21 protein-coding genes are annotated in these 22325 nt (G+C 63.1%); 5 read left to right on the plus strand and 16 right to left on the minus strand.

What is annotated here, in order from left to right; all coding sequences use genetic code 11:
• Window positions 1-7: 7 nt before the first annotated feature.
• The gene (locus AB7F11_RS04180) at window positions 8-1234 is read right to left on the minus strand and encodes a pyridoxal phosphate-dependent aminotransferase (RefSeq protein WP_428289513.1); all 1227 of its coding nucleotides are present in this window, start codon (window positions 1232-1234) and stop codon (window positions 8-10) included.
• Between the two features lie 139 nt (window positions 1235-1373).
• Here AB7F11_RS04180 and AB7F11_RS04185 point away from each other — a divergent pair, with 139 nt between their 5' ends.
• The 3 genes from AB7F11_RS04185 (at window position 1374) to AB7F11_RS04195 (ending at window position 4393) form a co-directional block, all read left to right on the plus strand.
• A complete protein-coding gene (locus AB7F11_RS04185; RefSeq protein WP_428289514.1) occupies window positions 1374-1754 on the plus strand; it encodes an Mth938-like domain-containing protein in 381 nt (126 codons plus the stop codon).
• A gap of 180 nt (window positions 1755-1934) precedes the next feature.
• Window positions 1935-2411 (plus strand): peroxiredoxin, encoded by a 477-nt coding sequence (locus tag AB7F11_RS04190; protein ID WP_428289515.1) that lies wholly within the window; start codon window positions 1935-1937, stop codon window positions 2409-2411.
• A 197-nt stretch (window positions 2412-2608) separates the two neighbouring features.
• On the plus strand, window positions 2609-4393 hold the full coding sequence (locus tag AB7F11_RS04195) for a PhoH family protein (protein WP_428289516.1): 1785 nt from the start codon (window positions 2609-2611) through the stop codon (window positions 4391-4393).
• A gap of 59 nt (window positions 4394-4452) precedes the next feature.
• Here AB7F11_RS04195 and dnaB read toward each other — a convergent pair whose 3' ends face one another.
• The 9 genes from dnaB to AB7F11_RS04240 all read right to left on the minus strand — a co-directional run bounded on the left by dnaB (window position 4453) and on the right by AB7F11_RS04240 (window position 11094).
• A complete protein-coding gene (gene dnaB, locus AB7F11_RS04200) occupies window positions 4453-5886 on the minus strand; it encodes a replicative DNA helicase (protein ID WP_428299856.1) in 1434 nt (477 codons plus the stop codon).
• Window positions 5887-6056: 170 nt separating this feature from the next.
• The gene (gene rplI, locus AB7F11_RS04205; protein ID WP_428288461.1) at window positions 6057-6509 is read right to left on the minus strand and encodes a 50S ribosomal protein L9; all 453 of its coding nucleotides are present in this window, start codon (window positions 6507-6509) and stop codon (window positions 6057-6059) included.
• A 13-nt stretch (window positions 6510-6522) separates the two neighbouring features.
• Entirely contained in the window at window positions 6523-6804 is a 282-nt protein-coding gene (rpsR, locus tag AB7F11_RS04210; RefSeq protein ID WP_066270073.1) for a 30S ribosomal protein S18, read from the minus strand.
• 14 nt (window positions 6805-6818) lie between these two features.
• Window positions 6819-7106 (minus strand): primosomal replication protein N, encoded by a 288-nt coding sequence (gene priB / locus AB7F11_RS04215; RefSeq protein ID WP_428288462.1) that lies wholly within the window; start codon window positions 7104-7106, stop codon window positions 6819-6821.
• 25 nt (window positions 7107-7131) lie between these two features.
• Window positions 7132-7530 (minus strand): 30S ribosomal protein S6, encoded by a 399-nt coding sequence (gene rpsF, locus AB7F11_RS04220; RefSeq protein WP_428288463.1) that lies wholly within the window; start codon window positions 7528-7530, stop codon window positions 7132-7134.
• A gap of 171 nt (window positions 7531-7701) precedes the next feature.
• A complete protein-coding gene (locus tag AB7F11_RS04225) occupies window positions 7702-9810 on the minus strand; it encodes a sodium:solute symporter family protein (protein WP_428288464.1) in 2109 nt (702 codons plus the stop codon).
• Window positions 9811-9814: 4 nt separating this feature from the next.
• Window positions 9815-10075, minus strand: coding sequence for a DUF4212 domain-containing protein (locus AB7F11_RS04230; RefSeq protein WP_310313150.1), 261 nt, complete (start codon window positions 10073-10075; stop codon window positions 9815-9817).
• Between the two features lie 147 nt (window positions 10076-10222).
• Window positions 10223-10798: a tetratricopeptide repeat protein gene (locus tag AB7F11_RS04235; RefSeq protein WP_428288465.1), complete on the minus strand. Its 576-nt coding sequence runs from the start codon at window positions 10796-10798 to the stop codon at window positions 10223-10225.
• Entirely contained in the window at window positions 10795-11094 is a 300-nt protein-coding gene (locus AB7F11_RS04240) for a hypothetical protein (protein WP_428288466.1), read from the minus strand. Before AB7F11_RS04240 ends, AB7F11_RS04235 begins: the two co-directional genes overlap by 4 nt.
• Before the next feature lie 181 nt (window positions 11095-11275).
• Between AB7F11_RS04240 and AB7F11_RS04245 the strand changes: the two genes are divergently transcribed.
• The gene (locus tag AB7F11_RS04245) at window positions 11276-12760 is read left to right on the plus strand and encodes a putative nucleotidyltransferase substrate binding domain-containing protein (RefSeq protein ID WP_428288467.1); all 1485 of its coding nucleotides are present in this window, start codon (window positions 11276-11278) and stop codon (window positions 12758-12760) included.
• Between the two features lie 13 nt (window positions 12761-12773).
• Here the strand turns inward: AB7F11_RS04245 and AB7F11_RS04250 are convergent, their stop codons facing one another.
• The 5 genes from AB7F11_RS04250 to ppsA all read right to left on the minus strand — a co-directional run bounded on the left by AB7F11_RS04250 (window position 12774) and on the right by ppsA (window position 20833).
• Entirely contained in the window at window positions 12774-14993 is a 2220-nt protein-coding gene (locus AB7F11_RS04250; RefSeq protein WP_428299857.1) for an exonuclease domain-containing protein, read from the minus strand.
• Entirely contained in the window at window positions 14990-15364 is a 375-nt protein-coding gene (locus AB7F11_RS04255; RefSeq protein ID WP_428288469.1) for a response regulator transcription factor, read from the minus strand. Before AB7F11_RS04255 ends, AB7F11_RS04250 begins: the two co-directional genes overlap by 4 nt.
• On the minus strand, window positions 15361-18117 hold the full coding sequence (locus AB7F11_RS04260) for an ATP-binding protein (protein ID WP_428288470.1): 2757 nt from the start codon (window positions 18115-18117) through the stop codon (window positions 15361-15363). The genes AB7F11_RS04255 and AB7F11_RS04260 overlap by 4 nt, the downstream gene beginning before the upstream one ends.
• Before the next feature lie 12 nt (window positions 18118-18129).
• Window positions 18130-18342, minus strand: a complete 213-nt coding sequence (locus tag AB7F11_RS04265; RefSeq protein WP_428288471.1) for a hypothetical protein — start codon at window positions 18340-18342, stop codon at window positions 18130-18132.
• Window positions 18343-18427: 85 nt separating this feature from the next.
• On the minus strand, window positions 18428-20833 hold the full coding sequence (ppsA, locus tag AB7F11_RS04270; RefSeq protein WP_428288472.1) for a phosphoenolpyruvate synthase: 2406 nt from the start codon (window positions 20831-20833) through the stop codon (window positions 18428-18430).
• 159 nt (window positions 20834-20992) lie between these two features.
• Between ppsA and ppsR the strand changes: the two genes are divergently transcribed.
• The gene (ppsR, locus tag AB7F11_RS04275) at window positions 20993-21814 is read left to right on the plus strand and encodes a posphoenolpyruvate synthetase regulatory kinase/phosphorylase PpsR (protein ID WP_428288473.1); all 822 of its coding nucleotides are present in this window, start codon (window positions 20993-20995) and stop codon (window positions 21812-21814) included.
• A 38-nt stretch (window positions 21815-21852) separates the two neighbouring features.
• Here the strand turns inward: ppsR and AB7F11_RS04280 are convergent, their stop codons facing one another.
• Entirely contained in the window at window positions 21853-22212 is a 360-nt protein-coding gene (locus AB7F11_RS04280) for a hypothetical protein (RefSeq protein WP_428288474.1), read from the minus strand.
• Window positions 22213-22325 lie beyond the last annotated feature (113 nt).

Raw genomic sequence — 22325 nt, forward strand, 5'->3', positions numbered from 1 at the left:
GGAAATATCAGGCGGCATGGCGTTTTCGCCAGCCTTCGAGGAATCGGGCCACCCGGCCAATGGCTTCTCGCAGATCGTCCTCATGGGGCAGGAAAACAATGCGGAAGTGCTGGTTGTCGGGGTAGTTGAAACCCGAGCCTTGCACCAGCATCACGCGCGTCTCCTGCAGCAGTTCCAGGAAGAGTTGCTGGTCGTCTTCGACCGGGTACATCTTCGGGTCGAGCCGAGGGAACATGTAAAGCGCGGCCGAGGGCTTGTTGCAGCTCACACCGGGAATGGCGGTGATGAGTTCGTAGGCAAGGTCGCGCTGGCGCCGCAGGCGCCCTCCCTCGCACACCAGATCGTTGATGCTCTGGTAGCCGCCCAGCGCCGTCTGGATCGCCCACTGTCCGGGCACGTTGGCGCACAGCCGCATGTTCGAGAGCATGTTCAGGCCCTCGATGTAGTCCCTGGCCGGCTTCTTGTCACCCGAGACGATCATCCAGCCGGCTCGATAGCCGCACGAACGGTAACTCTTGGACAGCGAGTTGAAGGTGAGCGTGAGAACGTCGTCCGACAGGCTGGCGATGGCCGTGTGGTGCACGCCGTCGTAAAGCACCTTGTCGTACACCTCGTCCGCAAAAATCACCAGTCCATGCTGGCGGGCCAGGTCGACGATGGCATTGAGCAGTTCGGTCGAATAGAGCGCACCAGTCGGGTTGTTCGGATTGATGACCACGATGCCTTTGGTGGCAGGCGTGATCTTGCGCCGGATGTCGTCCAGGTCGGGCATCCAGCCATTGGATTCCTCGCACATGTAGTGCACCGGCGTGCCGCCCGAGAGGCTGACCGCGGCGGTCCACAAGGGGTAGTCCGGTGCCGGCAGCAGGAGTTCGTCGCCATCGTCGAGCAGCGCATTGGTCGCCATCACGATCAGCTCGCTCGCGCCGTTCCCGAGGTAAATGTCATCCAGCGTGACACCCTTGATGCCTTGCTTCTGCGTCTCGTGCATCACCGCCTTGCGCGCAGCGAAGATGCCTTTGCTGTCCGAGTAACCAGCCGAGTTCGGCAGGTTGCGGATCATGTCCTGCTGGATCTCTTCAGGCGCATCGAAGCCAAACACCGCCAGGTTGCCGATATTGAGCTTGATGATCTTGTGGCCCTCTTCCTCCATCTGGCGAGCCGCGTCCATGATCGGCCCGCGAATGTCGTAGCAGACGTTGGCCAGCTTGGCAGATTTGTGGATGGTCTTCAAAGTCCCTCCGAGGGGGGTCAAGGGTCATGTCGCGACCACGGTCGCGGGCGGTGGCAACGGGGGTATATTCGGCCCCTCCGTCAGGGAAAACCTCCAATTTGACCACAGTTCCCAGGCCCATCAGTTCGGCTGCTGCCCCATGAAACTTCACGCCGATCAGCCGGACGGCCAGTCCATCACCGCCTACGGCCCAGGGTGGGTGGCCGTGAATGGCCAGCGCAAGGAACACAGCCTGGTGCTGAGCGCCACCGGGACCCTGCAAGACTGGAACTGCGCCCGGTTCGAAGACCTCACGGCCGCACATTTCGAGCAGCTCGGGAACCTGGCAGGTGAAGCCCCCGAACTCGTGGTGTTCGGCAGCGGCGCACGGCTTCGGTTCGTGCGGCCTGCCCTGCTGCAAAGCCTGATGGCACAACGCATCGGCGTCGAAACCATGGACACGGCCGCCGCCTGCCGCACCTTCAACATCCTGGCTGGCGAAGGACGTCGGGTGGTGGTGGCGCTTCTCGTCGAAGTCTGAGCACGTCGGCGACCACCGCCGGACCGCCTGCAGCCTCGCATCGGACGGGGCATACCGTTCAGGGTAAAATAGCGGATTGTTTCCTGCCGCGCCTTCCTCGCATCCAGCATGCCGGGTGTGCCGTGAAGCAGCCGGGAAGCCAACGCATCACCACCAACTTACGTCAGGGGTCCACGCAGTATGGCAGTCGTTGTCAACAAACCCATTCCCGAATTCGAGTCTCTGGCCACCGGTGGCATCAAGGTCAGCAACCAGACCCACCTCGGCCAGACCATCGTCCTCTACTTCTACCCCAAGGACAACACGCCTGGCTGCACCACCGAAGCCATGCAGTTCCGGGACAAGTACCGCGACTTCGTCAAGGCCGGTGCCCAGGTGTTCGGCGTCTCGCGCGACAACATGAAGTCGCACGACGACTTCAAGACCAAGCTCGAATTGCCCTTCGAGCTCATTGCCGATACCGAAGAGAAGATGTGCCACATGTTCGGCGTGGTCAAGAACAAGATCATGTACGGCAAGAAGGTCAAGGGCATCGAACGGAGCACCTTCCTGATCGGTCCCGATGGTGTCCTCAAGCAGGAATGGCGCGGCCTGAAGGTGCCCGGTCATGTGGAAGAAGTCCTCAAAGCCGTCAAGGCATTGAAGAAGGCCGCGTAAGAGGTCTTGCCGACAGGCGGCCCGAACGACTTGATACATGGGGTTGAGCGTCACAGGACTCATGCATAATGAATTCATGACAACGGGAAGCCTCTGCGCTCCGCCCCCTTTCGCCAGGAAATCTCGCAGCCCTGAAAGCCGCCCGGTCACCCCGGCGGCTTTTTGTTTTCCAGCCTATCGCTGAACCCCAAGCCCTCATGCCACTGCCGCCCGCCCCCACCAAACGCGCTGCCCTTCTCGCCCCCGACGCCTACTCACTCAAAGCCGCTGAAGAGTCGCTCGATTTCACTGTTCCCACCCCGGAGCCCGAGCGTGCCCCACCGGCTCCGGCCGTTCAGGCCATGCGCTCCAATGCCCCGGAGGCGCGCACACCATCACGCGGACGCGGTCGCAAAACTGCCGAACCTGCTACCGACGCGCGCGATCAGGCGCCGCGCACCGCGCCAGCGGCGTTGAGCCCTGCCGCACCCCAACCCAACCACCCCTCCCAGGCAAGAAACGGCCAGCTGGAGGTGCCGACGGCCGTTGCAGCCGGCGTTTCTCCGGTCGCCAGCAACCGACGGCGCAACGGCGGCAAATCGGCCAGCAACGGACCCGCCCGGCTGTTTGTTCTGGACACCAACGTGCTCCTGCACGATCCCATGAGCCTGTTCCGCTTCGAGGAACACGACATCTTCCTGCCGATGATCGTGCTGGAGGAGCTCGACGGGCACAAAAAAGGCATGACGGAGGTCGCCCGCAACGGTCGCCAGACCAGCCGCACCCTGGACGCACTGGTCGCCCAGCAGGGTGGCGACATGACCAAGGGCCTGAAATTGTCGGCCACTGGCCACCAGTCGGCACGCGGCCTGCTCTTCTTCCAGACCGAGCCGCTGGATAACCAGTTGCCCTCGAGCCTGCCGCAGGGCAAGGCCGACAACCAGATTCTCGGCGTGGTGCACGCGCTGCGCGGACGACACCCGGAGCGAGAGGTGATCCTGGTGTCCAAAGACATCAACATGCGGGTGAAGGCCCGTGCGTTGGGCCTGGCCGCCGAGGACTACCAGAACGACAAGACGCTGGATGATGGTGAATTGCTCTACGCGGGCGCACTCGCGTTGCCGCAGGACTTCTGGACCCGCCAGAGCAAGACCATCGAGAGCTGGCAAAGCGGCAGCCATACCTTCTACCGTGTGAGCGGCCCCTCAGTGGGGCAGTTCTACATCAACCAGTTCGTCTACTTTGAAGCCCCGGGTGAGCCATCGCTATACGCCCGCGTGACCGAGATCCGCGACAAGACGGCGGTGCTCAAGACGCTCAAGGACTACACCCACCTCAAGAACGCCGTGTGGGGCGTGACGAGTCGCAACCGAGAGCAGAACTTCGCACTCAATCTGCTGATGGACCCCGAGGTCGATTTCGTCACTCTGGCCGGTACCGCCGGCACCGGCAAGACGCTGATGGCACTGGCCAGCGGTCTCACGCAGGTGCTGGACGACCGGCGCTACACCGAGATCATCATGACCCGCGCCACCGTGAGTGTGGGCGAGGACATCGGTTTCCTCCCCGGTACCGAGGAAGAAAAGATGGGCCCCTGGATGGGCGCGCTCGACGACAACCTGGAATTCCTGGCCAAGGGCGATGGCGGCAATGCTGGCGAGTGGGGGCGCGCAGCCACCAACGAGCTCATCCGCAGCCGCATCAAAGTCAAGAGCATGAACTTCATGCGCGGGCGCACCTTCATGAACAAGTACGTCATCATCGACGAAGCACAAAACCTGACGCCCAAGCAGATGAAGACACTGATCACCCGCGCCGGCCCGGGCACCAAAATCATCTGCATGGGCAACCTGGCGCAGATCGACACACCTTATCTCACCGAAGGCTCGTCGGGTCTGACGTTTGCAGTGGACCGCTTCAAGGGCTGGCCACATGGTGGGCACATCACGCTGGCGCGCGGCGAACGCTCGCGCCTGGCCGATTTCGCGAGCGAAGTACTCTGAATGTGCTGGTCATTCCCCCATGAATCAACCCGGTCGGGTTGATTCATGGGCGCCCCGCCTCAATAGTCGCTGCCGCCGCCCATGCCGCCACCCGCCAGACTCTCGAAACGGGTGAGCATGTTCAGGAACGCCAGCTTCACGGTACCTGTGGGGCCGTTTCGCTGCTTGCCGATGATGATCTCTGCCACACCGGGCTCCTTGCAGGCGTCCTTGGTGTAGTACTCGTCGCGGTAGATGAACATGATGATGTCGGCGTCCTGCTCGATGGCACCGGATTCACGCAGGTCGCTCATCATGGGCCGCTTGTCAGTTCGCGTTTCCACACTGCGGTTGAGCTGAGAGAGCGCGATCACCGGACACTGCAGCTCCTTGGCCAGCATCTTGAGTCCACGCGAGATTTCGCCGAGCTCGGAGGCACGGTTGTCGCCATCGCCGCCGCTGCCGCTCATGAGCTGAAGGTAGTCGACCACGATCAGGCCGAGTTTGCCGCACTGGCGCGAAAGTCGGCGTGCATTGGCACGCAGCACGCTGGTGGTCAGGCCGGGCGTTTCGTCGATGTGCAGCGACACGTTGCGCAGTTTTTCGATGGCCTCCGTCAGGCGTGGCCACTCGTCGTCGGTCAGCTTGCCGTTGCGCAGGTGGGACTGGTTGATGCGGCCGATGGAGCCCACGATACGCACGGCGAGCTGGGAGGCGCCCATTTCCATGGAAAACACCGCCACCGGCAGGCCCTCGTTGAGCGCCACATGTTCCGCGATGTTGATGGCGAACGCCGTCTTGCCCATCGACGGTCGCGCGGCCAGCACGACCAGATCGCCCGCCTGAAGCCCCGAGGTCATGCGGTCGAGGTCGACAAAACCGGTGGGCACACCGGTGATGTCATTGGGGTTGTCGGCCATTTCCTGCACCCGGTCGAGCAGGTCGACCACGAGCTTGTCCATGCCCTGGAAGCCCTCCTTCATACGGGAGCCTTCCTCCCCGATGTTGAAGATCTTTTGCTCGGCCTCGTCCAGGATCTTGTCAACCGCCTTGCCTTGCGTGTTGAAGGCAGCGGTGGCGATCTCGTCGCTGGCGGCCACCAGTTTGCGCAGGATCGCGCGCTCGCGCACGATCTCGGCGTAACGGCGGATATTGGCCGCGCTGGGCACGTACTGCGCCAACGAATTGAGATAGGCCAGGCCACCGGCCTCTTCGGCCTTGCCAAGGTTCTGCAGGTGCTCGAATACGGTCACCACGTCGGCCGGCTTGCTGGCATTGACCAGTGTGGCGATAGCCGAGTAGGTCAGGCGGTGCTCGTAGCGGTAAAAGTCGGAATCGTTGACCAGATCGGCCACGCGATCCCAGGCGCCGTTGTCGAGCAACAGACCCCCCAGCACGCTGGACTCTGCCTCGATGGAGTGCGGCGGCACGCGCAACTGCGCGATCTGGCGATCACCGACGTCACCGTGATCGGCGTCGAAGTCAGGAAAGGGGTTTGAAAAAACGGCAGACATGAAGGCTCGGAGCGAAAGAACGATGGTACGCCCAGGGGCGTCGATCGGGGGTGGACAACCCTGTGGAAATCCGGTGTGAATCGAGTGAAAAACCCGGGACAAGTGCGACTGGGCAGAAAAAAAGCCGCTGCCCTGGGGCAGCGGCTCCTGGCAGGCGAACCTGCGTGGAATCAGGCGGTTTCGCCGAGCACCGAGACGTTGATCTCGACGTTCACGTCGGTGTGCAGGCTCACGTTGACCGTGTAGTCACCCACGTTCTTCAGGGGACCGCTGGGCATGCGCACTTGGGACTTGGCGACCTTGAAGCCTTGCTTGTTCAGTTCTTCAGCCACGTCGTGGTTGGTCACGGAACCGAACAGGCGACCGTCCACGCCGGCCTTTTGCGACAGCTTGAGCGTGACGGCGGCCAGCTTCTCACCCAGAGCCTGGGCTTCGGCATGTTTGGCGGCAGCGACTTTTTCGAGTTCCGCACGGCGGGCTTCGAATTCGGCGATGGCGTTCTGGGTAGCGCGGCGGGCACGGCCCGAGGGGATCAGGAAGTTGCGGGCATAGCCGTCCTTGACCTTCACCACATCGCCGAGGGCGCCGAGATTGACAACTTTGTCGAGCAGGATGATTTGCATGTCAGGCTCTCTTTCAGACGCGGTGCTGGTCGCTGTAGGGCAGCATGCCCAGGAAGCGGGCCCGCTTGATGGCGGTGTTGACCTGGCGCTGGTAGAAAGCGCGGGTGCCGGTCAGGCGCGCGGGGATGATCTTGCCGTTTTCGGCGATGAAATCACGCAGCACGTCGATGTCCTTGTAGTCGACTTCCTCGACGTTGGCCACGGTGAAGCGGCAGAAACGCTTGCGCTTGAAGAGCAGCGACTGGGTGTTGCGCTTGGGGCGCTTGTCTTTGTTGAAACGCTTGGGTGCAGCCATGATGGGCCTTCCTTCTAAATCTTGCTGAAATCCTGGATGTGGAACACCACGCCTTTGCCGTTGCGCCCGTTCGCCATGAAACCGTGAAATTCACAAACCGAATCCAGTCCCTGTCGGGACAGGATCTCGGCCTGGGCACCAAAGGCAACGGCCTTCAGTTGCACCTTCACGTCTCTCGGAGCGTCCATCTCGACGACCTTGGACTCGTGTTCAAGCACGAGATTCACGGCCGGGATGCCTGCCGGGGTGTAGCGCAGGCTCTGCACCTGCACCACCACGGCGGACAACTGGAGAAGGTTCACCCGGTGACGACTTCGCGCCGCGGGCCTATGCGGCGGCCTGTTCCTGCGGTTGGTGCTGCTGCTGACCGCCGGTCGGCTGTTGAAGCTTGCGGGCTTCCTCACGCTCGACCGAACGCATCATGGCCGAAGGACCGGTGTCGGCCTTCTTGCGCAGGACGGTGAGGTGGCGCAGCACGGCGTCGTTGAACTTGAAGGCGTGCTCGAGTTCGGACATCACGGCCTGATCGGCCTCGATGTTGACGCACAGGTAGTGGGCCTTGGACAGCTTGTTGATCTGATAGGCCATCTGGCGACGGCCCCAGTCTTCAACGCGGTGGATCTTGCCGCCGCCGGCGGTGATCATGCCCTTGTAGCGTTCCAGCATGGCCGGAACCTGTTCGCTTTGATCCGGGTGGATCAGCAAAACGATTTCATAGTGACGCATGGACTCTCCTTGTGAATAAAAGCTGCCCCCAGCGTCGGTTGGGGTGCAGCAAGGCAAGCCCGCGATTCTAGCAAAAAACCCGGCCAGTCGCAAAACTGGCCGGGTTCCGGGGCCCAGCCCGACGCCATGGCGTCGGGCTGGGCAGGGTCAGGTGGTGCCTGACCCTGGCTTTCAGGCAGCCCTCAGGCTGGGGTAGCGCACGTGCTCCACCAGTTCCTGCACCTTGCGGCTGGGGGCCGGGGTGACGAAGCTCAAGAGAATGATGATGGCAAAACCGATCGGCACGCCGAACAGGCCAGCGGAGATCGGCTGAATGCCCCACCACAGTTCGATCGGCGACGTCACGCCAAACACGCCGCGCAGCCAAGGCTGTGTGGTCACCATGTAGTAGAAAGTCACGCCCAGGCCAGCGGCCATGCCGATCGAAGCAGCGACACCCGTGGCGCGTTTCCAGAAGATCCCGAGCACCAGGGCCGGGAAGAACGCCGCCGCCGCGAACGAGAACGCCGCCGACACCAGGAACAGAATGTCCGCCGGTTTCTGTGCAGCCACATAGGCAGCGCACAAGGCCACCACCAGCAGCAGGACCTTGGAGATGGTCACGCGGCGAGCCGTGGAAGCATTCGGGTCGATCATCTTGTAGTACAGGTCGTGCGAAAGCGCGTTGGCGATCGTCAGCAGCAGGCCGTCGGCAGTGGAAAGCGCAGCAGCCAGGCCGCCCGCAGCCACCAACCCCGACACCACGTAGGGCAGGCCCCCGATGGCGGGCGCAGCCAGCACGATGATGTCACCGCCAATGCTCATCTCGTTGAGCTGCAGCAGGCCGTCCTTGTTGATGTCGGTCACCGAAAGCAGGCCTGGGTCAACCCGGTTCCACGCCGATATCCATTCCGGCAGGTTGTTGAACGGCGTGCCCACGAGCACGGTCAGCACCTCGTACTTCACCAGCACAGCCAGGGCCGGCGCCGTGAAGTACAGCAGGAAGATGAAGAACAAGGACCAGGTGACCGACTGCCTGGCTTCCTTCACACTGGGCACCGTGTAATAGCGCATCAGGATGTGAGGCAGCGCAGCTGTGCCGATCATCAGGCAGAAGATGAGTGCCAGGAAATTGCGGCGAGACGTGTCGAACGTGGCCTTCGCTTTTTCATCCCCGTTGGGGTCGCCTGCAAACTGTTGCGCATGCCGCGGCATCCCGTTGAGCGGTGCGGTCTTGGCGTCCGCTGCGGACTTGGCCTTCGTCCAGGCTGCTTTTGCTGCGGCTGGATCGCTGGGTAGACTGCTGAGGACCTTCTCGGCGGCGCTGATGTCAGCGGTGGGCGCATTGGCTGCACGCAGTTCGGCCAGCTTGGCTTCTGCGGCGGCCTTGTCGGCTGCCAGCGAAGCGGCGGGGTCCTTGAGCTTCTCGGCCAGGGCCGCAGAACGCTGCTTGAACAAGTCGCGGACTTCGATTTCCTTCGGATCGGCAATGAGTTTTGCCTCGGCCTGCGTCACCTTCTGCAGCTGTTGGCCATAAATGGCCTGCGGCACGGGCACGCTGGTCTGCTTCACCGAGAGCCACACCACAGGAATCATGTAGGCCACGATCAGGATGATGTACTGGGCCACCTGCGTCCAGGTCACTGCGCGCATGCCGCCCAGGAAAGAGCACACCAGAATGCCGCCCAGGCCGAGAAACACGCCGAGCTCGAACGCCACACCCGTCAGGCGCGATGTGATGAGGCCCACGCCGTAGATCTGCGCCACCACATAGGTGAACGAGCACAGGATCGCGGCGAAGATGCCGATGAAGCGCGGCAGGTTGCCACCGTAACGCTCACCCAGAAAGTCGGGAATGGTGAACTGGCCGAACTTGCGCAGATAAGGCGCGAGGAAAAGCGCCACCAGGCAGTAGCCGCCGGTCCATCCCATGATGAAAGCCAGGCCGCCATAGCCCGTGAGGTACAGCGTACCCGCCATGCCGATGAACGATGCGGCTGACATCCAGTCCGCACCGGTCGCCATGCCGTTGTAAACCGCCGGCACGCGACGTCCCGCGACGTAGTACTCTGCCGCGTCGGTGGTGCGGCTCATGATGCCGATACCTGCGTAGAGGCCGATGGTGGCCAACAGGAAGATGAAGCCGATCCACTCGCGCGAGAGGCCCAACTGCTCCAGGATGGCCAGGACCACCACGAAGAAGAAGAAGCCACCGGTGTACCACGTGTACACCTTGTTGAGCTGTTGCTTGAAGGCCTTGTTGCCGGAGCCGCCGGAGCCTGTTTCGAACATACCTGCCATGGTGTTACTCCTCGGTCTCTTCGACACCGTGCTCGATGTCGAGTTTGTTCATGTACCAGGCGTAGTACCCAATGATCACGCAGTACACGACCAGGGCGCCCTGGGCTCCCATCCAGAAACTGAACGGCCAACCAAAAAAGTTGAAGCTCAGCTCACGGGCGAAGTAGCTCACGACGAACGTCACCACAAACCAGATTGCGAGCAATATGGCCGTGATGTTCAGGTTTTTCCGCCAATAGCGGCGGTGCTTGTCAGTCAGTTCCATGCGATCGACCTCCATCAACAAGACCCTCTCGGGCACGTCACGAACACTGCCCTGTCCCTCAGGCAGCCTGCAACCGGTCCGCGTTTTTCGGTGAGCGGCTGGCGCCACACACCCCTTTTGTCCGCAGCAAAACGGCTGCGCGAAACCTCAGCTCTGGGCTTGACCCAGACCCGTCTCGCGCACCAGCTGTGCCGCCACTTTTGGCTCGAACCTGCGAAGGTGGTGAATGATCTTCACCGCCTCCTCGGGCTCTTGCCGGTCGACATGAACCCGGGCCAGCTGATACCAGCCGTAAGGGCTCATGGGTTGCAGTTCTGTGTTCTTGCGCAGCGCGGGCACGGCTTCATCGAAGCGGTTCTGGCGGATGAGGCACAGCCCCAGCCCGTACCAGGCGCGGTCCATCTTGGGTTCGATCTCGGTCGCGCGTCGAAACGCGGCCTCCGCACGATCAAGCAGCCCGAGTTCTTCGCTGAGATAGCCCAGGTTGAACCAGCCGGCAGCTTGCTCGGGGGCCACCTCCACCAGGCGTTGCAGCACCTGCAGTGCACCGGGCTTGTCGCCCGTTTCTGCGAGCACATGGGCCTTCGTTGCCAGTGCATACAGGTCTTCTCCGACATCCCGGATCAGCGCTTCCACCCGCTCCAGGGCCTGCGCCCTTCGCCCGAACACGAGCAAGGCGCGAATCTGCAATCGCAGGTACCAGCTGTTGAGCGATTTCATCATTTGCACAGCTCCACGCCGATCCTTAGGCAATGGCCAATCCGCAAGGCAGTGACGATCAGCCAGAAGAAAGCCAGAAGCAGAAACGCCACCAGGGGAAGGTGGCGCTCGAGAACGATTTTTCTTGGCGTCACCAGTCGTGCCGCCAGCACGAATGGCCGGCCTACCTGTTCAAGTATCTGGTAGAAAATGTTCTGCCCCTTCCGTTGGCCTGCGAGAAGTCCAAGAACCCACTGGCCCAGAAGAGCCAGCAAAGCGATTTCAGCGATGAGTTTGGCGGCGGAGAGGAGCAGCAACATAGGTGGGTTGACAGGGTGTTGCGCCATTCTGGATTCATACCTTACCGACTTCTTACAAATCACCCCCCCTTCTCCATGACACAGGTCAAACCCTGTCAGTGGAAACCCTCGATAACCTGGGAGGGGCCGTTGTACGATCACCAAAGTACTCCTTCACCCTTCCCACACCTCGGCAATTCTCATGAACGCTTCACTTGCCGACGTGCGCGCTGCGCCGATCAAGCCTCCTGGCGTCAAGGCTGAAACGAGCCTGATGTCCACCCCGGTGAGCATGCTGGTTCGACGCGCACCGGTGACGCTGTCGCCGGGAACCAGCATCCGTGATGCAGCGGTTCTGATGAGCGAACAAGGGGTCTCCTCCGTGCTCATCGTCGAACAGGGACTCTTGTTCGGCCTGGTCACCGATCGGGACCTGCGCAATCGGGTGGTCGCGCCGGGCATGGATACAGCAAGCCCGATTGCGGACATTGCCACCCTGGCGCCCATGACCATCGACATCAACAGCCCGGCCTTTGACGCCATGATGCTCATGGCACGGCACAACATTCACCATGTCCCCGTGCTGGATGGCACCCGTATCGTGGGGCTGATCACGGCTGCAGACCTTACAGAGCAGCACAGCACCTCTGCGGTGTACCTGGCGGGAGACATCTACAAGCAACGCACGGTGGAAGGGCTCAAACAGGCCAGCAGCCGAACGGGCAGACTGCAGCAAGTCCTGGCAGCAGCCGATGCCTCGGCCTACAACACGGGGCACGTCATCACGGCGATCACCGATGCCCTCACGGCTCGACTTCTGCAGCTGGGCGAGTTGGCGTTGGGCCCGCCACCGGTGGACTACGTGTGGGTTGCCGCAGGCTCGCAAGCTCGCAATGAACAGACAGCTAGAACCGATCAGGACAATTGCATGGTGATCGACGATGCGTTTGACGAGCTGCGGCATGGCGCGTACTTCAAGGCACTCGCCGAGTTCGTCTGCGCCGGACTCGACGCTTGCGGCTACGTGTACTGCCCGGGAGAAATGATGGCGAAGACCGACGCATGGCGGCAACCGCGTCAAAACTGGGTTGAATATTTCGCTCGCTGGACCGACCAGCCCGAACCGAAGGCGCTCATGCTGACCTGCGTCTTCTTCGACCTGCGCGCGATCCATGGGTGTACGGCCTTGCTGGATGGACTGCGCGACGGTGTCCTGAAACGCACGCAAGGCAACAGCATATTTTTAGCCCACATGGTGGGCAACGCGCTCTCGCACCAACCCGCGCTGGGATTCTTCAAGGGCCTGACGGCTCAGCGCAGCGGTGAACACAAGGGCACCATTGATCTCAAGCACAACGGCATCGTTCCGGTCGTGGACCTGGCACGGGTCTACGCGCTGGCCGGAGGAGACCAGGCGGTCAACACGCACGACCGCCTTCTGGGTGCGTCCGCAGGGGGCGCCATCAGCGAACAGAGTGCACGCGATCTGCGCGACGCGTTCGAGTTCATGGGCACGATGCGCATTCAGCACCAGGCGCGCCAGATGGAACAAGGACTGCCGCCTGACAACTTTCTCGAACCACAGGAAGTATCCAATTTCGAACGCACTCAGCTCAAGGATGCGTTCACGGTGGTTCAGACCCTCCAGAGCGTGCTGGGCCAGCGATTTCAGGCCGGCAGGTTCTAGGCCTTGAGAGCCCTCAGTATTTCAGGCGTGCGTAGTAGCTCCTCTGAGCCGCTTCTCGCGCTTGCCCCAGTGTGACGATGCCACGCTCGGTGAGCAGCGGCACCAGCTTGAGAAAGATCTCCGCCGTGACCATGGCGTCGCCCATCGCCGTGTGGCGGCCGATGACGGGGACATTGAAACGCTCTGCGATGGCTTCAAGCCGGTGCGACTCCTGGTTCGGGTGGATCACGGCCGAGAGCAGCAGCGTATCGAGCACCGGCTGACTGAACACCACGCCGGTGGCCTTCTCCTTGAGCTGGAGAAAGCGCATGTCGAACGCCGCGTTGTGCGCCACCAGCACGGTGTCCTGCGCGAAGGCGTGGAAGGCGGGCAGCACCTCCGCGATGGTGGGCTGCCCGGCCACCATGTCGCGGGTGATGCCGTGGATCGGGATCGAGGCGGGTGAAATCGCGCATCTCGGGTCGACCAGTTGCTCGAAACATTCCTGATGCAGCAGCTTGCCATTGACGATGCGCGCCGCACCGATCTGGATGATCTCGTCCTTTGCCGGGTCCAGGCCCGTGGTCTCGGTGTCGAAGACCGTGTAGACCAGGTCGCCCAGGCGCCGCTCGTCCAGCGAACGCGTTTGCTCGGTGGTCTTGAAGAGGTCGAAATCGTAGTATTCGGGGCGGCTCTCGCTGCGCACGAAGGTGCTGGCCGCCACCTGCTCGCGCGGATCGGCCATGGGCAGCAGGAAGCGAAAGAAGGTCTGGTGACGCGTGCGCTCTCGCTCGAACCAGAAAGCGCCGGCGTGGCGCTCGACCACATCGCGCACGGTCAGCCGCGTGGCCTCGCCGCCCACCCGCATGGTGTCCATTTCCCAGCTCATCACGGTCTCGGTGCTCATGACCTGGCCCGACCAGATCAGGTCCAGCTGCGCCTTGCCGGGGCTGCCCAGGGCGGGTGACAGGCGCAACTGCACAAAGCGCACGCTGAACTCTTCGGCCAGGCGGCCGGAGAGATACACCAAAGCCTGCAACAGCGAGAAGCTCTCGACCTTGAGCCACAGTGCAGCATCCACGTCCAGTGCCGATGCCGATAAACCGGTGACCGTCTCGATGCGGCGCATGGCAGCACCGACCAGATCCGCGCCCAGCATGTCCTCCAGCGGCCAGCGCGTCTTGTGTGCGCGCGCCGCGTCGGCTTCGAGCGAGGCAATGCGCTGGGCAAGCGAGCGCGTCTCCTCTCGAATCACGCGCTGGAAACGCTCGCGCGCCGGTGCCTCCAGGTCGGGATAGTCCAGCACGTCCAGCGCGGCCTGCATGTTGGCCAGCGCCGAGCGACTGCCCTCGGTCAGGGTGTGCATCACCTGGTCGCGCGCCGATTCGACTTCGTACTCGCGGGTGATGTTGTCCAGCATCAGCACGAAACCGGTAAGTTCCGCGCGATCTGCCACCGAGTCCTCGGTTTGCGGCAGGTTCGTCGCCTGCACGGAGCGTACTGGCGCCATCTGCACGCGCAGCAACTGACCGGCAGCCGTTGTGGTGACGAACTGGGCGGAAGGTTCACCCGCGCCGCGCAGCATGCGCAGCTGGATGTTCTCCAGCGCATGCGCCACCAGCTTGCGGTCGAACACGGTGTAGATGGATCGACCCAGCCCGATGAGTTCGGCGCCGCCTGCCACGCCGGGAGCCATGGACAGGGCCCTGAACTGCATGCGGGCGCGCTGGTTGTAGAGCAGGATGCGGCCATCGAGGTTGCAGACCACCACGCTCTGCGTGAGCTCCGACATGAGTGCGGCCAACCGGCTGCGCTCGCGCTCGATGCCCTGGCTGGCTTCGGCCACGCGCGCAGCCATGTCCTTTCGAAGCCGCGTGCGCTGGGCAGCAAGCTGCCCGATGACCTCGGCCAGCGCCCGGTTCTCGGCGCTGCCTTCCTGTGCCAGGGCGCGTTCCACCTCGGTGTTCAGCAGCAGCCTGCCCTCTTCCGCCAGCCTGGCGGCCGGCGAGGCGAAATGGCGCAACAGCGCTCGCACCACCCCGGCGCTCACCAGGAACCACACCACCCCCATCAGGGCCAGCGCCGGACCGGTGGCGTCCAGGGCTCGCCCGAGCAAAGGCGCCATCTGCAGGCGCAGCGCCGGGCTCAGGGAGGACCAGGCCACGAACAGGGTGAACGTCAGCCAGAGCGCCACCATCAGCACCAAGGCCACCACGCCCAGAGGCAGGCGACGGTCCACCGCCGCGCGACTCATGGCGCAGGCTCCAGCATTTCCTTGACCTTCTGCACCAGCTCGCGGGTGGAAAAGGGCTTGGTCATGTAGGCGTTGGCGCCGAGGGCCAGGCCTTTGGCCACATCGGTGTCGCGCCCCTTCGCGGTCAGCATCACGATCAGCGTGTCGCGCAGTGATTCGCTGTTGCGCACTTCGTGACAGACGTCGAACCCGGTCTTCACCGGCATCATCACGTCCAGCAGCACCAGGGCCGGCCGCTCGCGCTCAATGGCGTCGATGGCCTCCTGGCCGTCGCGCGCAAGCACCACCTCGTAGCCCTCACGCTTCATGAGAAATTCAAGCGAGATCAGGATGTTGGGCTCGTCGTCGGCGATCAGGATCTTGGTGCTCATGTTGTCTCTCCAGGCGCGTTTTCGGTTACGGGCAATCGGCGCGGTAGCGAAAAACCGAACACCGCGCCCTCACCCGGCGTGGAGCGCAACCACATGCGCCCGCCGAAATGCGTCACGATCTGGCGACTGATGGGCAGTCCGAGGCCGGTGCCGCCGGGCCGGTAATGGGCGTCGCCGCTCACCTGCCGGAACTTGTCGAACACCATGGCCTGCTGGTCCAGCGCAATGCCCGGGCCATTGTCACGCACTTCCACCTCCACACCATCCTCGTCTTCCTTCAGGCTCAGCACCACACGCCCGGAGCCACGCGGCGCGTATTTCGTGGCATTGGAGAGCAGGTTGAGCACGACCTGGGTCAGACGGTCTGCGTCCGCCTGAATCGGGCGCACGCGCTCGGGCAGATCGAGCTCCAGGGCAATGCCTTGCTCACGGCAGGTCTCGGTCATGGTGCGCGCGGCTTGCTCCAGCAGCTCACGCAGGTCCAGCGTCGTGGTGTGCCACTCCGCGTGTCCGGATTCGATCTTGGCCATGTCCAGCACCTGGTTGACGAGGCGGCTCAGCCGCTCGGTCTCGCCCACGATGATGCCCACGAATTGTTGTCGCTGCGCGGTCTCCATATGTTCATCGTCACGCATCAGCTCGGCCAACGCCCTGATCGAGGTCAAAGGTGTGCGCAATTCGTGGGTCACGGAGGACATGAAGTCGTCCTTGAGCCGGTCCAGGCTTTTCAACTGTTCGTTGGCCTGGCGCAGGTCGGCAGTGGCCCGTTCGAGGGAGCGCGACTTGTCCTCCAGGGCATGCGAATAGGCCCGCAGCTGGGAGGCCTCGTCCAGGATGCGCATCACGTCGTCCAGATCCAGCGCCTCTTCTTCCACCACGGAAGCCACCATGACACGTGCCGAGGCACTGCCGATTGCGCCAGCCAGCTGGGTCTCCACGAAATGCACCAACCGCGCATCAGCGGGTATCTGGTCGATGCGCTCAACGCCAACGCGCCGAGCGTAGTTGCTGAACAGGCGCTCGGCCACGTCCACCCCCAGGAAACGGCCCGCCAGGGGAAGCAGGGCCGATACCTGCGCCTTGCCCTGCCAGAACACCGGCCGCAATCCCGAGGCCCGGTGGAACACGTCCACGAACAGCAGGGCCTGGCTGGTCTCGCGCGCGCTGGGCGGGCGCCACAGCGACACCCCCACGTAGCCCACCAGGTTGGCCAGCAGGCTCCAGAACAAAGAATGCGTGATGTTGTCCAGCCCGGCCAGGCCCAGGAAGGCCTCTGGCTGAAGCCAGGCCGCACCCCAGAGTCCATGCTGAAGAAAGTCGCCCGGTAGCCAGCCCGACTTGGCCAGCGACGGCAGCATGAGCGTGTAGGCCCAGAAGCCAAAGCCCAGCAACAGCCCGGTGAGGGCACCGCCCCGCGTGCCGCCTTTCCAGTACATGCCGCCCAGCATGGCCGGCGCGAACTGGGCCACAGCGGCGAAGCTGATGAGCCCGATGCTCACCAGCGCGTACGCCTCGCCCGCCAGGTGGAAATACAGGTAGCCCAGCAACAGGATGCCCAGAATGGCCAGGCGCCGGATCGTGAGCAGCAGCGCGGTGAGATCGCCGCTGGCCCGCGCGCCGAATCGTCGCATGCGCAGCAGCAGCGGCATGACCAGGTCGTTGCAGACCATGGTGGAAACCGCAATGGCCTCCACGATGACCATGCCGGTGGCGGCAGAGAGTCCGCCCACGAAGGCGAACAGCGCGAGCGCATGATGCCCTTGCGACAGCGGCAGCGAAAGCACAAAGGTCTCGGGGTTCATCTGGCCTGGGCCGAAGTGCAGCAAGCCCCCCAACGCGATGGGCAGCACGAACAGGTTGATGAGCAGCAGGTACAGCGGAAACGTCCAGACCGCGCGCCGCAAATGGCGTTCGTCCACGTTTTCCACCACCATCATCTGGAACTGCCGGGGCAGGAAAATCACCGAGAGCATGGCCAGCAGCGTGTGGCCCAGCCATTGCGCGTAGGCGAAGGGTTGGGCCTGGTCGAAGCGCAGCAGCCGGCTTAGCTCATCGAGTGCCTCGGCCTGGCCAAACAAGGCGGCAGGACTGCCGAAGAGACCAAAGGTCACGAAAAGACCAACCGCGAGGAAGGCCACGAGCTTGACCACCGATTCGAAGGCGATCGCCGCAACCATGCCTTCGTGCCGCTCGGTGCTGTCGAGGTGCCGCGCACCGAAGACGATGGTGAAGCCTGCCAGGGCTATGGCCACATAGAGCGTGCTGTCGTTCCACCAGGCCACGTTCTGCGTGGTGGCCTGCCCCAGCGGCGAGGTGAGCACCGCGTACCCGCTGGCAATCGCCTTGAGCTGCAGCGCGATGTAGGGGACGATGCCGACCACGGTGATCATCGTCACCAGGCCGGCCAGCAACTGGCTCTTGCCGTATCGGCTGGCGATGAAGTCGGCGATGGAGGTGATGCGCCAGGTCTTGGCGATGCGGATCATCTTGCGCACCACCATCCAGGCCAGCAGCATCGCGAGCATGGGGCCGAGGTAGGTGGGCAGGAACCACACGCCGGAGGTTGCCGCTCGGCCCACGCTGCCAAAGTAGGTCCAGGCGGTGCAATACACCGCGAGCGACAACGCATAGACCCAGGGGCTGGTGATGACCGAACGGCCTTGCGTGGCGCGTACGTCGGCCCAGTGCGCCACGGCGAACAGCAGCAGCAGATAGGCAAACGAGACGCCGATGACCAGCGGGGCTGACAGCATGGGCGACCCCGTTCAGTCCGACGGGTCGGAATCCGTGTCGCGCTCGACGACCCAGGCCAGCGCCGCGATCAGCATGCCCCAGATCACGAACAGGGCCAGCGGGAACAGGGGCAGGCCCCAGACCCGGGCATCATGGTCCCACAGCGCGAGCAAGGGAAAATTGAACAGCGCCCAGCCAGCGAAGAACAGGGCCACCAGACGTTGGGCGGTGAGGCCTTGGAACATGCGGGTCTCCTCGTGCGGCGCTGGCGGTACGTGGCCGCGCGCCTTGCCAGCGATTGTGCACGAGGGGCGCCCGCAGCGCCCACGGTCAGGTCGAGGCGAGCAATTGCCAGGTATCCACCACCGAGTCCGGGTTGAGCGAAATCGAGCTGATGCCTTCGTCGCGCAGCCATTGAGCGAAATCGGGGTGGTCGCTGGGACCCTGGCCGCAGATACCCACGTACTTGCCTTCTGCCTTGCAGGCGCCGATGGCCATGGTCAGCAGCGCCTTGACGGCGGGGTCGCGCTCGTCGAAGTCGTGGGCCAGCAGTTCCAGGCCGGAATCGCGGTCCAGGCCCAGGGTGAGCTGGGTCAGGTCGTTGGATCCGATGGAGAAGCCGTCGAAGAACTTCAGGAACTCACGCGCGAGCACCGCATTGCTGGGGATCTCGCACATCATGATGACCTTGAGATCATTCTCGCCGCGCTTCAAGCCCTTGTCGGCCAGCAACTGGGTGACGCGCTCGGCCTGGCCCAGCGTTCGCACAAAGGGCACCATCACCTGAACGTTGGACAGGCCCATGTCCTCGCGCACGCGCTTGAGCGCCTCGCACTCCATGGCAAAGGCTTCACGGAAGTCTTCGCTGATGTAGCGGGCTGCACCTCGAAATCCCAGCATGGGGTTTTCTTCTTCAGGCTCGTAGCGGCTGCCCCCGACCAGTTTGCGGTACTCGTTGCTCTTGAAGTCCGAGAGACGCACGATCACCGGCTTGGGCCAGAAGGCCGCCGCGATGGTGGCCACACCCTCGGCCACCTTGTCCACATAGAAGGCCCGCGGCGAAGCGTGGCCGCGCGCCACTGACTCCACCGCCTTCTTCAGGTCCGCGTCCACCGCCGGGTAATCGAGGATGGCCTTGGGGTGCACGCCAATGTTGTTGTTGATGATGAATTCCAGTCGCGCCAGGCCCACGCCGCCATTGGGGATCTGCGCGAAATCGAAGGCGAGCTGCGGATTGCCCACGTTCATCATGATCTTCACGTCCAGCGGCGGCATCTCGCCGCGCTGCACCTCGGAGATCTCAGTTTCCAGCAGGCCGTCGTAGATGTTGCCGGTATCGCCTTCGGCACAGCTCACGGTGACCAGGGTGCCGTCCTTGAGCAGTTCGGTGGCATCGCCGCAGCCGACCACCGCAGGAATGCCGAGCTCGCGCGCGATGATGGCGGCGTGGCAGGTGCGGCCACCCCGGTTGGTGACGATGGCGCTGGCCCGCTTCATCACCGGCTCCCAGTTGGGGTCGGTCATGTCGGTCACCAGCACATCTCCAGGCTGCACCTTGTCCATCTCGGTGATGTTGTGCACCAGCCGCACCGGACCGGTGCCGACCTTCTGGCCGATGGCGCGGCCCGAAACCAGCACGGCGCCCTTGCCTTTGAGCTTGTAGCGCACCTCGGTCTTGCCCGCGCTCTGGCTCTTCACCGTTTCGGGCCGGGCCTGCAAGATGTAGAGCTGTCCATCGGTGCCGTCCTTGCCCCACTCGATGTCCATCGGGCGGCCGTAATGCTGCTCGATGACCAGCGCATAACGTGCGAGTTGCTCCACGTCCGCGTCGGACAGGCTGTAGCGGTTGCGCAGTTCCACCGGCACGTCGGTGGTCTTGACCAGCTTTCCTTGCAGTGCTCCATGGCCCGACTTCTCGGCCTCGGTGGTGAAGCCCATCTGGATCAGCTTGGAGCCCAGGTTGCGGCGGATCAGCGCGCGTTTGCCGGCCTGGAGCATGGGTTTGTGCACGTAGAACTCATCTGGATTGACGGCACCCTGCACCACGGTTTCGCCCAGACCATAGCTGGAGGTGATGAAGACAACATCCTCGAAACCGCTTTCGGTGTCGATGGTGAACATGACGCCGGCCGCTCCGAGGTCGGAACGCACCATGCGCTGCACCCCGGCCGACAGCGCCACCTCGGCATGGTCAAAGCCCTTGTGGACGCGGTAGCTGATGGCCCGGTCGTTGTAGAGGCTGGCGAAAACCTCTTTCATCTTGTGCAGCACTTCTTCGATGCCCACCACGTTGAGGAAGGTTTCCTGCTGACCGGCGAAGGACGCGTCGGGGAGGTCCTCGGCGGTGGCCGAGGATCGCACGGCAAACGAGGCCTTGGCGTTGCCCGCACTCAGGTTGTCGAACGCCTCGCGAATCGCTTTCTCCAGATCGGCGGGGAATGGTTGACGCTCCACCATGGCGCGGATTTCCGCGCCCGCGGCGGCGAGCGCGCGCACGTCTTCGGTGTCCAGCGCTTCCAGCCGCGCGTTGATGCGCTCGGCCAGGCCGTCGTGTTTCAGGAATTCACGAAAAGCGTGCGCCGTGGTGGCAAAGCCGGTGGGCACCTTCACGCCGGTGGGCAACTGCGAAATCATCTCGCCAAGGCTGGCGTTCTTGCCGCCGACCGACTCGACATCGCTCATTCGCAGTTTTTCGAAAGGCACGACCAGATCGGTCGCTCCAAACAGGTTGGACATGGGAAAGCTCCTAAGGTTGAAAAACCGGGGTTCCATGCACCAGCGATGACCTGTGGTTCTGTTGTGGGTCTGGCACCGGGCAGGGACGCAAATGAGCATCGGCTCGGAGCTTGATAATGCCCCGACACCTATCGCCCAGTATTGTAAGGACGCCACACCATGCCCAACAGAACGGTTTTCTTCATCTCCGACGGCACTGGCATCACCGCCGAAACCTTTGGCAATGCCCTGCTCGCCCAGTTCGAGATCACCGTGCGCCGGGTGCGCCTGCCGTTTCTGGACAGCGTGGACAAGGCCCATCAGGCGGTGCGCCAGATCAACCACACCGCTGAGATCGAAGGCAAGAGCCCCCTCGTCTTCACCACCGTGGTCAACATGGAGGTGCTGGCCGTGTTCAAGAACCACTGCAGGGGAATGATGCTGGACATGTTCGGCACCTTTGTTGAACCCATGGAACAGGAGCTGGGCATCAAATCCAACCACCGTGTGGGCCGTTTCTCCGACGCCTCCAAGAGCCAGGCCTACCACGACCGCATCGAGGCCATCAACTTCTCGCTGGCGCACGACGACGGCCAGAGCCACAAGGACCTGGAGGGTTCGGATGTGATCCTGGTCGGCGTGAGCCGCAGCGGCAAGACACCCACCTCGCTGTACCTGGCCATGCAGTACGGCCTGAAAGCATCCAACTACCCGCTCATCCCGGAAGACTTCGAGCGCCGCAAGCTGCCTCCCGCGCTGGCGCCCCATCGAAAAAAGATCTTTGGCCTGACCATCGCGCCGGAACGACTGAGCGAGATCCGCAACGAGCGCCGCCCGAATTCGCGCTATGCCCAGCTCGACAACTGCCGCATGGAGGTGAGCGAGGCCGAAGCGATGATGCGGCGCGAAGGCATCCGATGGCTGTCCACCACCACGAAATCCATCGAAGAAATCGCCACCACCATCCTGCAGGAGATTCGCCCGGAGCGGCTCGAATACTAGGGCCGGCTCACACCATTTTCCCGGGTGCGAACAGCCTGCTAAGACTTCTTATTCGGGAGCCCCAGGCCATGAGCCTGTCTGCTCAAGGCGAACGAGGCCAGCAGTTTGAGCCAAAGTGTGACGCCGGCGATAGCGATCCAGTCTTCCGATGCCAACGCCTGGAACCCCAGCACGGCGACCAGCACCAACACGAGCACCGCGCCCCCGAGCAGATTGATCACCAACTCGAAGGGGGCATAGCGCTGCGGGTCCACGGGTGGCAGACCTTTCTTGAGAGCCACCTCGGAATAGTCGCGCTTGACGAGAATCCGGTAGGCCCTTCGCAACCAGAAGAAGGCCACTGGAATCAACGCCAGGAGGAACACCCAGTTGAAGATGAAGACGCTTGGCAAGTTCATGAAGAGATACCTTGTGCCCGATTGTCCACCACAGCCATGGTCACATGGGCGGGTGAAACTCAGATAAAAAAACCCCGCCAGTGAACCGGCGGGGTCTGCATCTCAAGGCACTC

Source organism: Hydrogenophaga sp., from assembly GCF_050250835.1.
GTDB lineage: Bacteria > Pseudomonadota > Gammaproteobacteria > Burkholderiales > Burkholderiaceae_C > Hydrogenophaga.

Excerpts from the sequence above, each read along its gene's own strand:
- AB7F11_RS04185 (WP_428289514.1), top strand. The coding sequence starts at position 1,374 with ATGAAACTTCACGCCGATCAGCCGGACGGCCAGTCCATCACCGCCTAC.
- AB7F11_RS04190 (WP_428289515.1), top strand. The coding sequence starts at position 1,935 with ATGGCAGTCGTTGTCAACAAACCCATTCCCGAATTCGAGTCTCTGGCC.
- AB7F11_RS04195 (WP_428289516.1), top strand. The coding sequence starts at position 2,609 with ATGCCACTGCCGCCCGCCCCCACCAAACGCGCTGCCCTTCTCGCCCCC.
- dnaB (WP_428299856.1), bottom strand. The coding sequence starts at position 5,886 with ATGTCTGCCGTTTTTTCAAACCCCTTTCCTGACTTCGACGCCGATCAC.
- rplI (WP_428288461.1), bottom strand. The coding sequence starts at position 6,509 with ATGCAAATCATCCTGCTCGACAAAGTTGTCAATCTCGGCGCCCTCGGC.
- rpsR (WP_066270073.1), bottom strand. The coding sequence starts at position 6,804 with ATGGCTGCACCCAAGCGTTTCAACAAAGACAAGCGCCCCAAGCGCAAC.
- rpsF (WP_428288463.1), bottom strand. The coding sequence starts at position 7,530 with ATGCGTCACTATGAAATCGTTTTGCTGATCCACCCGGATCAAAGCGAA.
- AB7F11_RS04225 (WP_428288464.1), bottom strand. The coding sequence starts at position 9,810 with ATGGCAGGTATGTTCGAAACAGGCTCCGGCGGCTCCGGCAACAAGGCC.
- AB7F11_RS04230 (WP_310313150.1), bottom strand. The coding sequence starts at position 10,075 with ATGGAACTGACTGACAAGCACCGCCGCTATTGGCGGAAAAACCTGAAC.
- AB7F11_RS04235 (WP_428288465.1), bottom strand. The coding sequence starts at position 10,798 with ATGATGAAATCGCTCAACAGCTGGTACCTGCGATTGCAGATTCGCGCC.
- AB7F11_RS04240 (WP_428288466.1), bottom strand. The coding sequence starts at position 11,094 with ATGTTGCTGCTCCTCTCCGCCGCCAAACTCATCGCTGAAATCGCTTTG.
- AB7F11_RS04245 (WP_428288467.1), top strand. The coding sequence starts at position 11,276 with ATGAACGCTTCACTTGCCGACGTGCGCGCTGCGCCGATCAAGCCTCCT.
- AB7F11_RS04250 (WP_428299857.1), bottom strand. The coding sequence starts at position 14,993 with ATGAGTCGCGCGGCGGTGGACCGTCGCCTGCCTCTGGGCGTGGTGGCC.
- AB7F11_RS04255 (WP_428288469.1), bottom strand. The coding sequence starts at position 15,364 with ATGAGCACCAAGATCCTGATCGCCGACGACGAGCCCAACATCCTGATC.
- AB7F11_RS04260 (WP_428288470.1), bottom strand. The coding sequence starts at position 18,117 with ATGCTGTCAGCCCCGCTGGTCATCGGCGTCTCGTTTGCCTATCTGCTG.
- AB7F11_RS04265 (WP_428288471.1), bottom strand. The coding sequence starts at position 18,342 with ATGTTCCAAGGCCTCACCGCCCAACGTCTGGTGGCCCTGTTCTTCGCT.
- ppsA (WP_428288472.1), bottom strand. The coding sequence starts at position 20,833 with ATGTCCAACCTGTTTGGAGCGACCGATCTGGTCGTGCCTTTCGAAAAA.
- ppsR (WP_428288473.1), top strand. The coding sequence starts at position 20,993 with ATGCCCAACAGAACGGTTTTCTTCATCTCCGACGGCACTGGCATCACC.
- AB7F11_RS04280 (WP_428288474.1), bottom strand. The coding sequence starts at position 22,212 with ATGAACTTGCCAAGCGTCTTCATCTTCAACTGGGTGTTCCTCCTGGCG.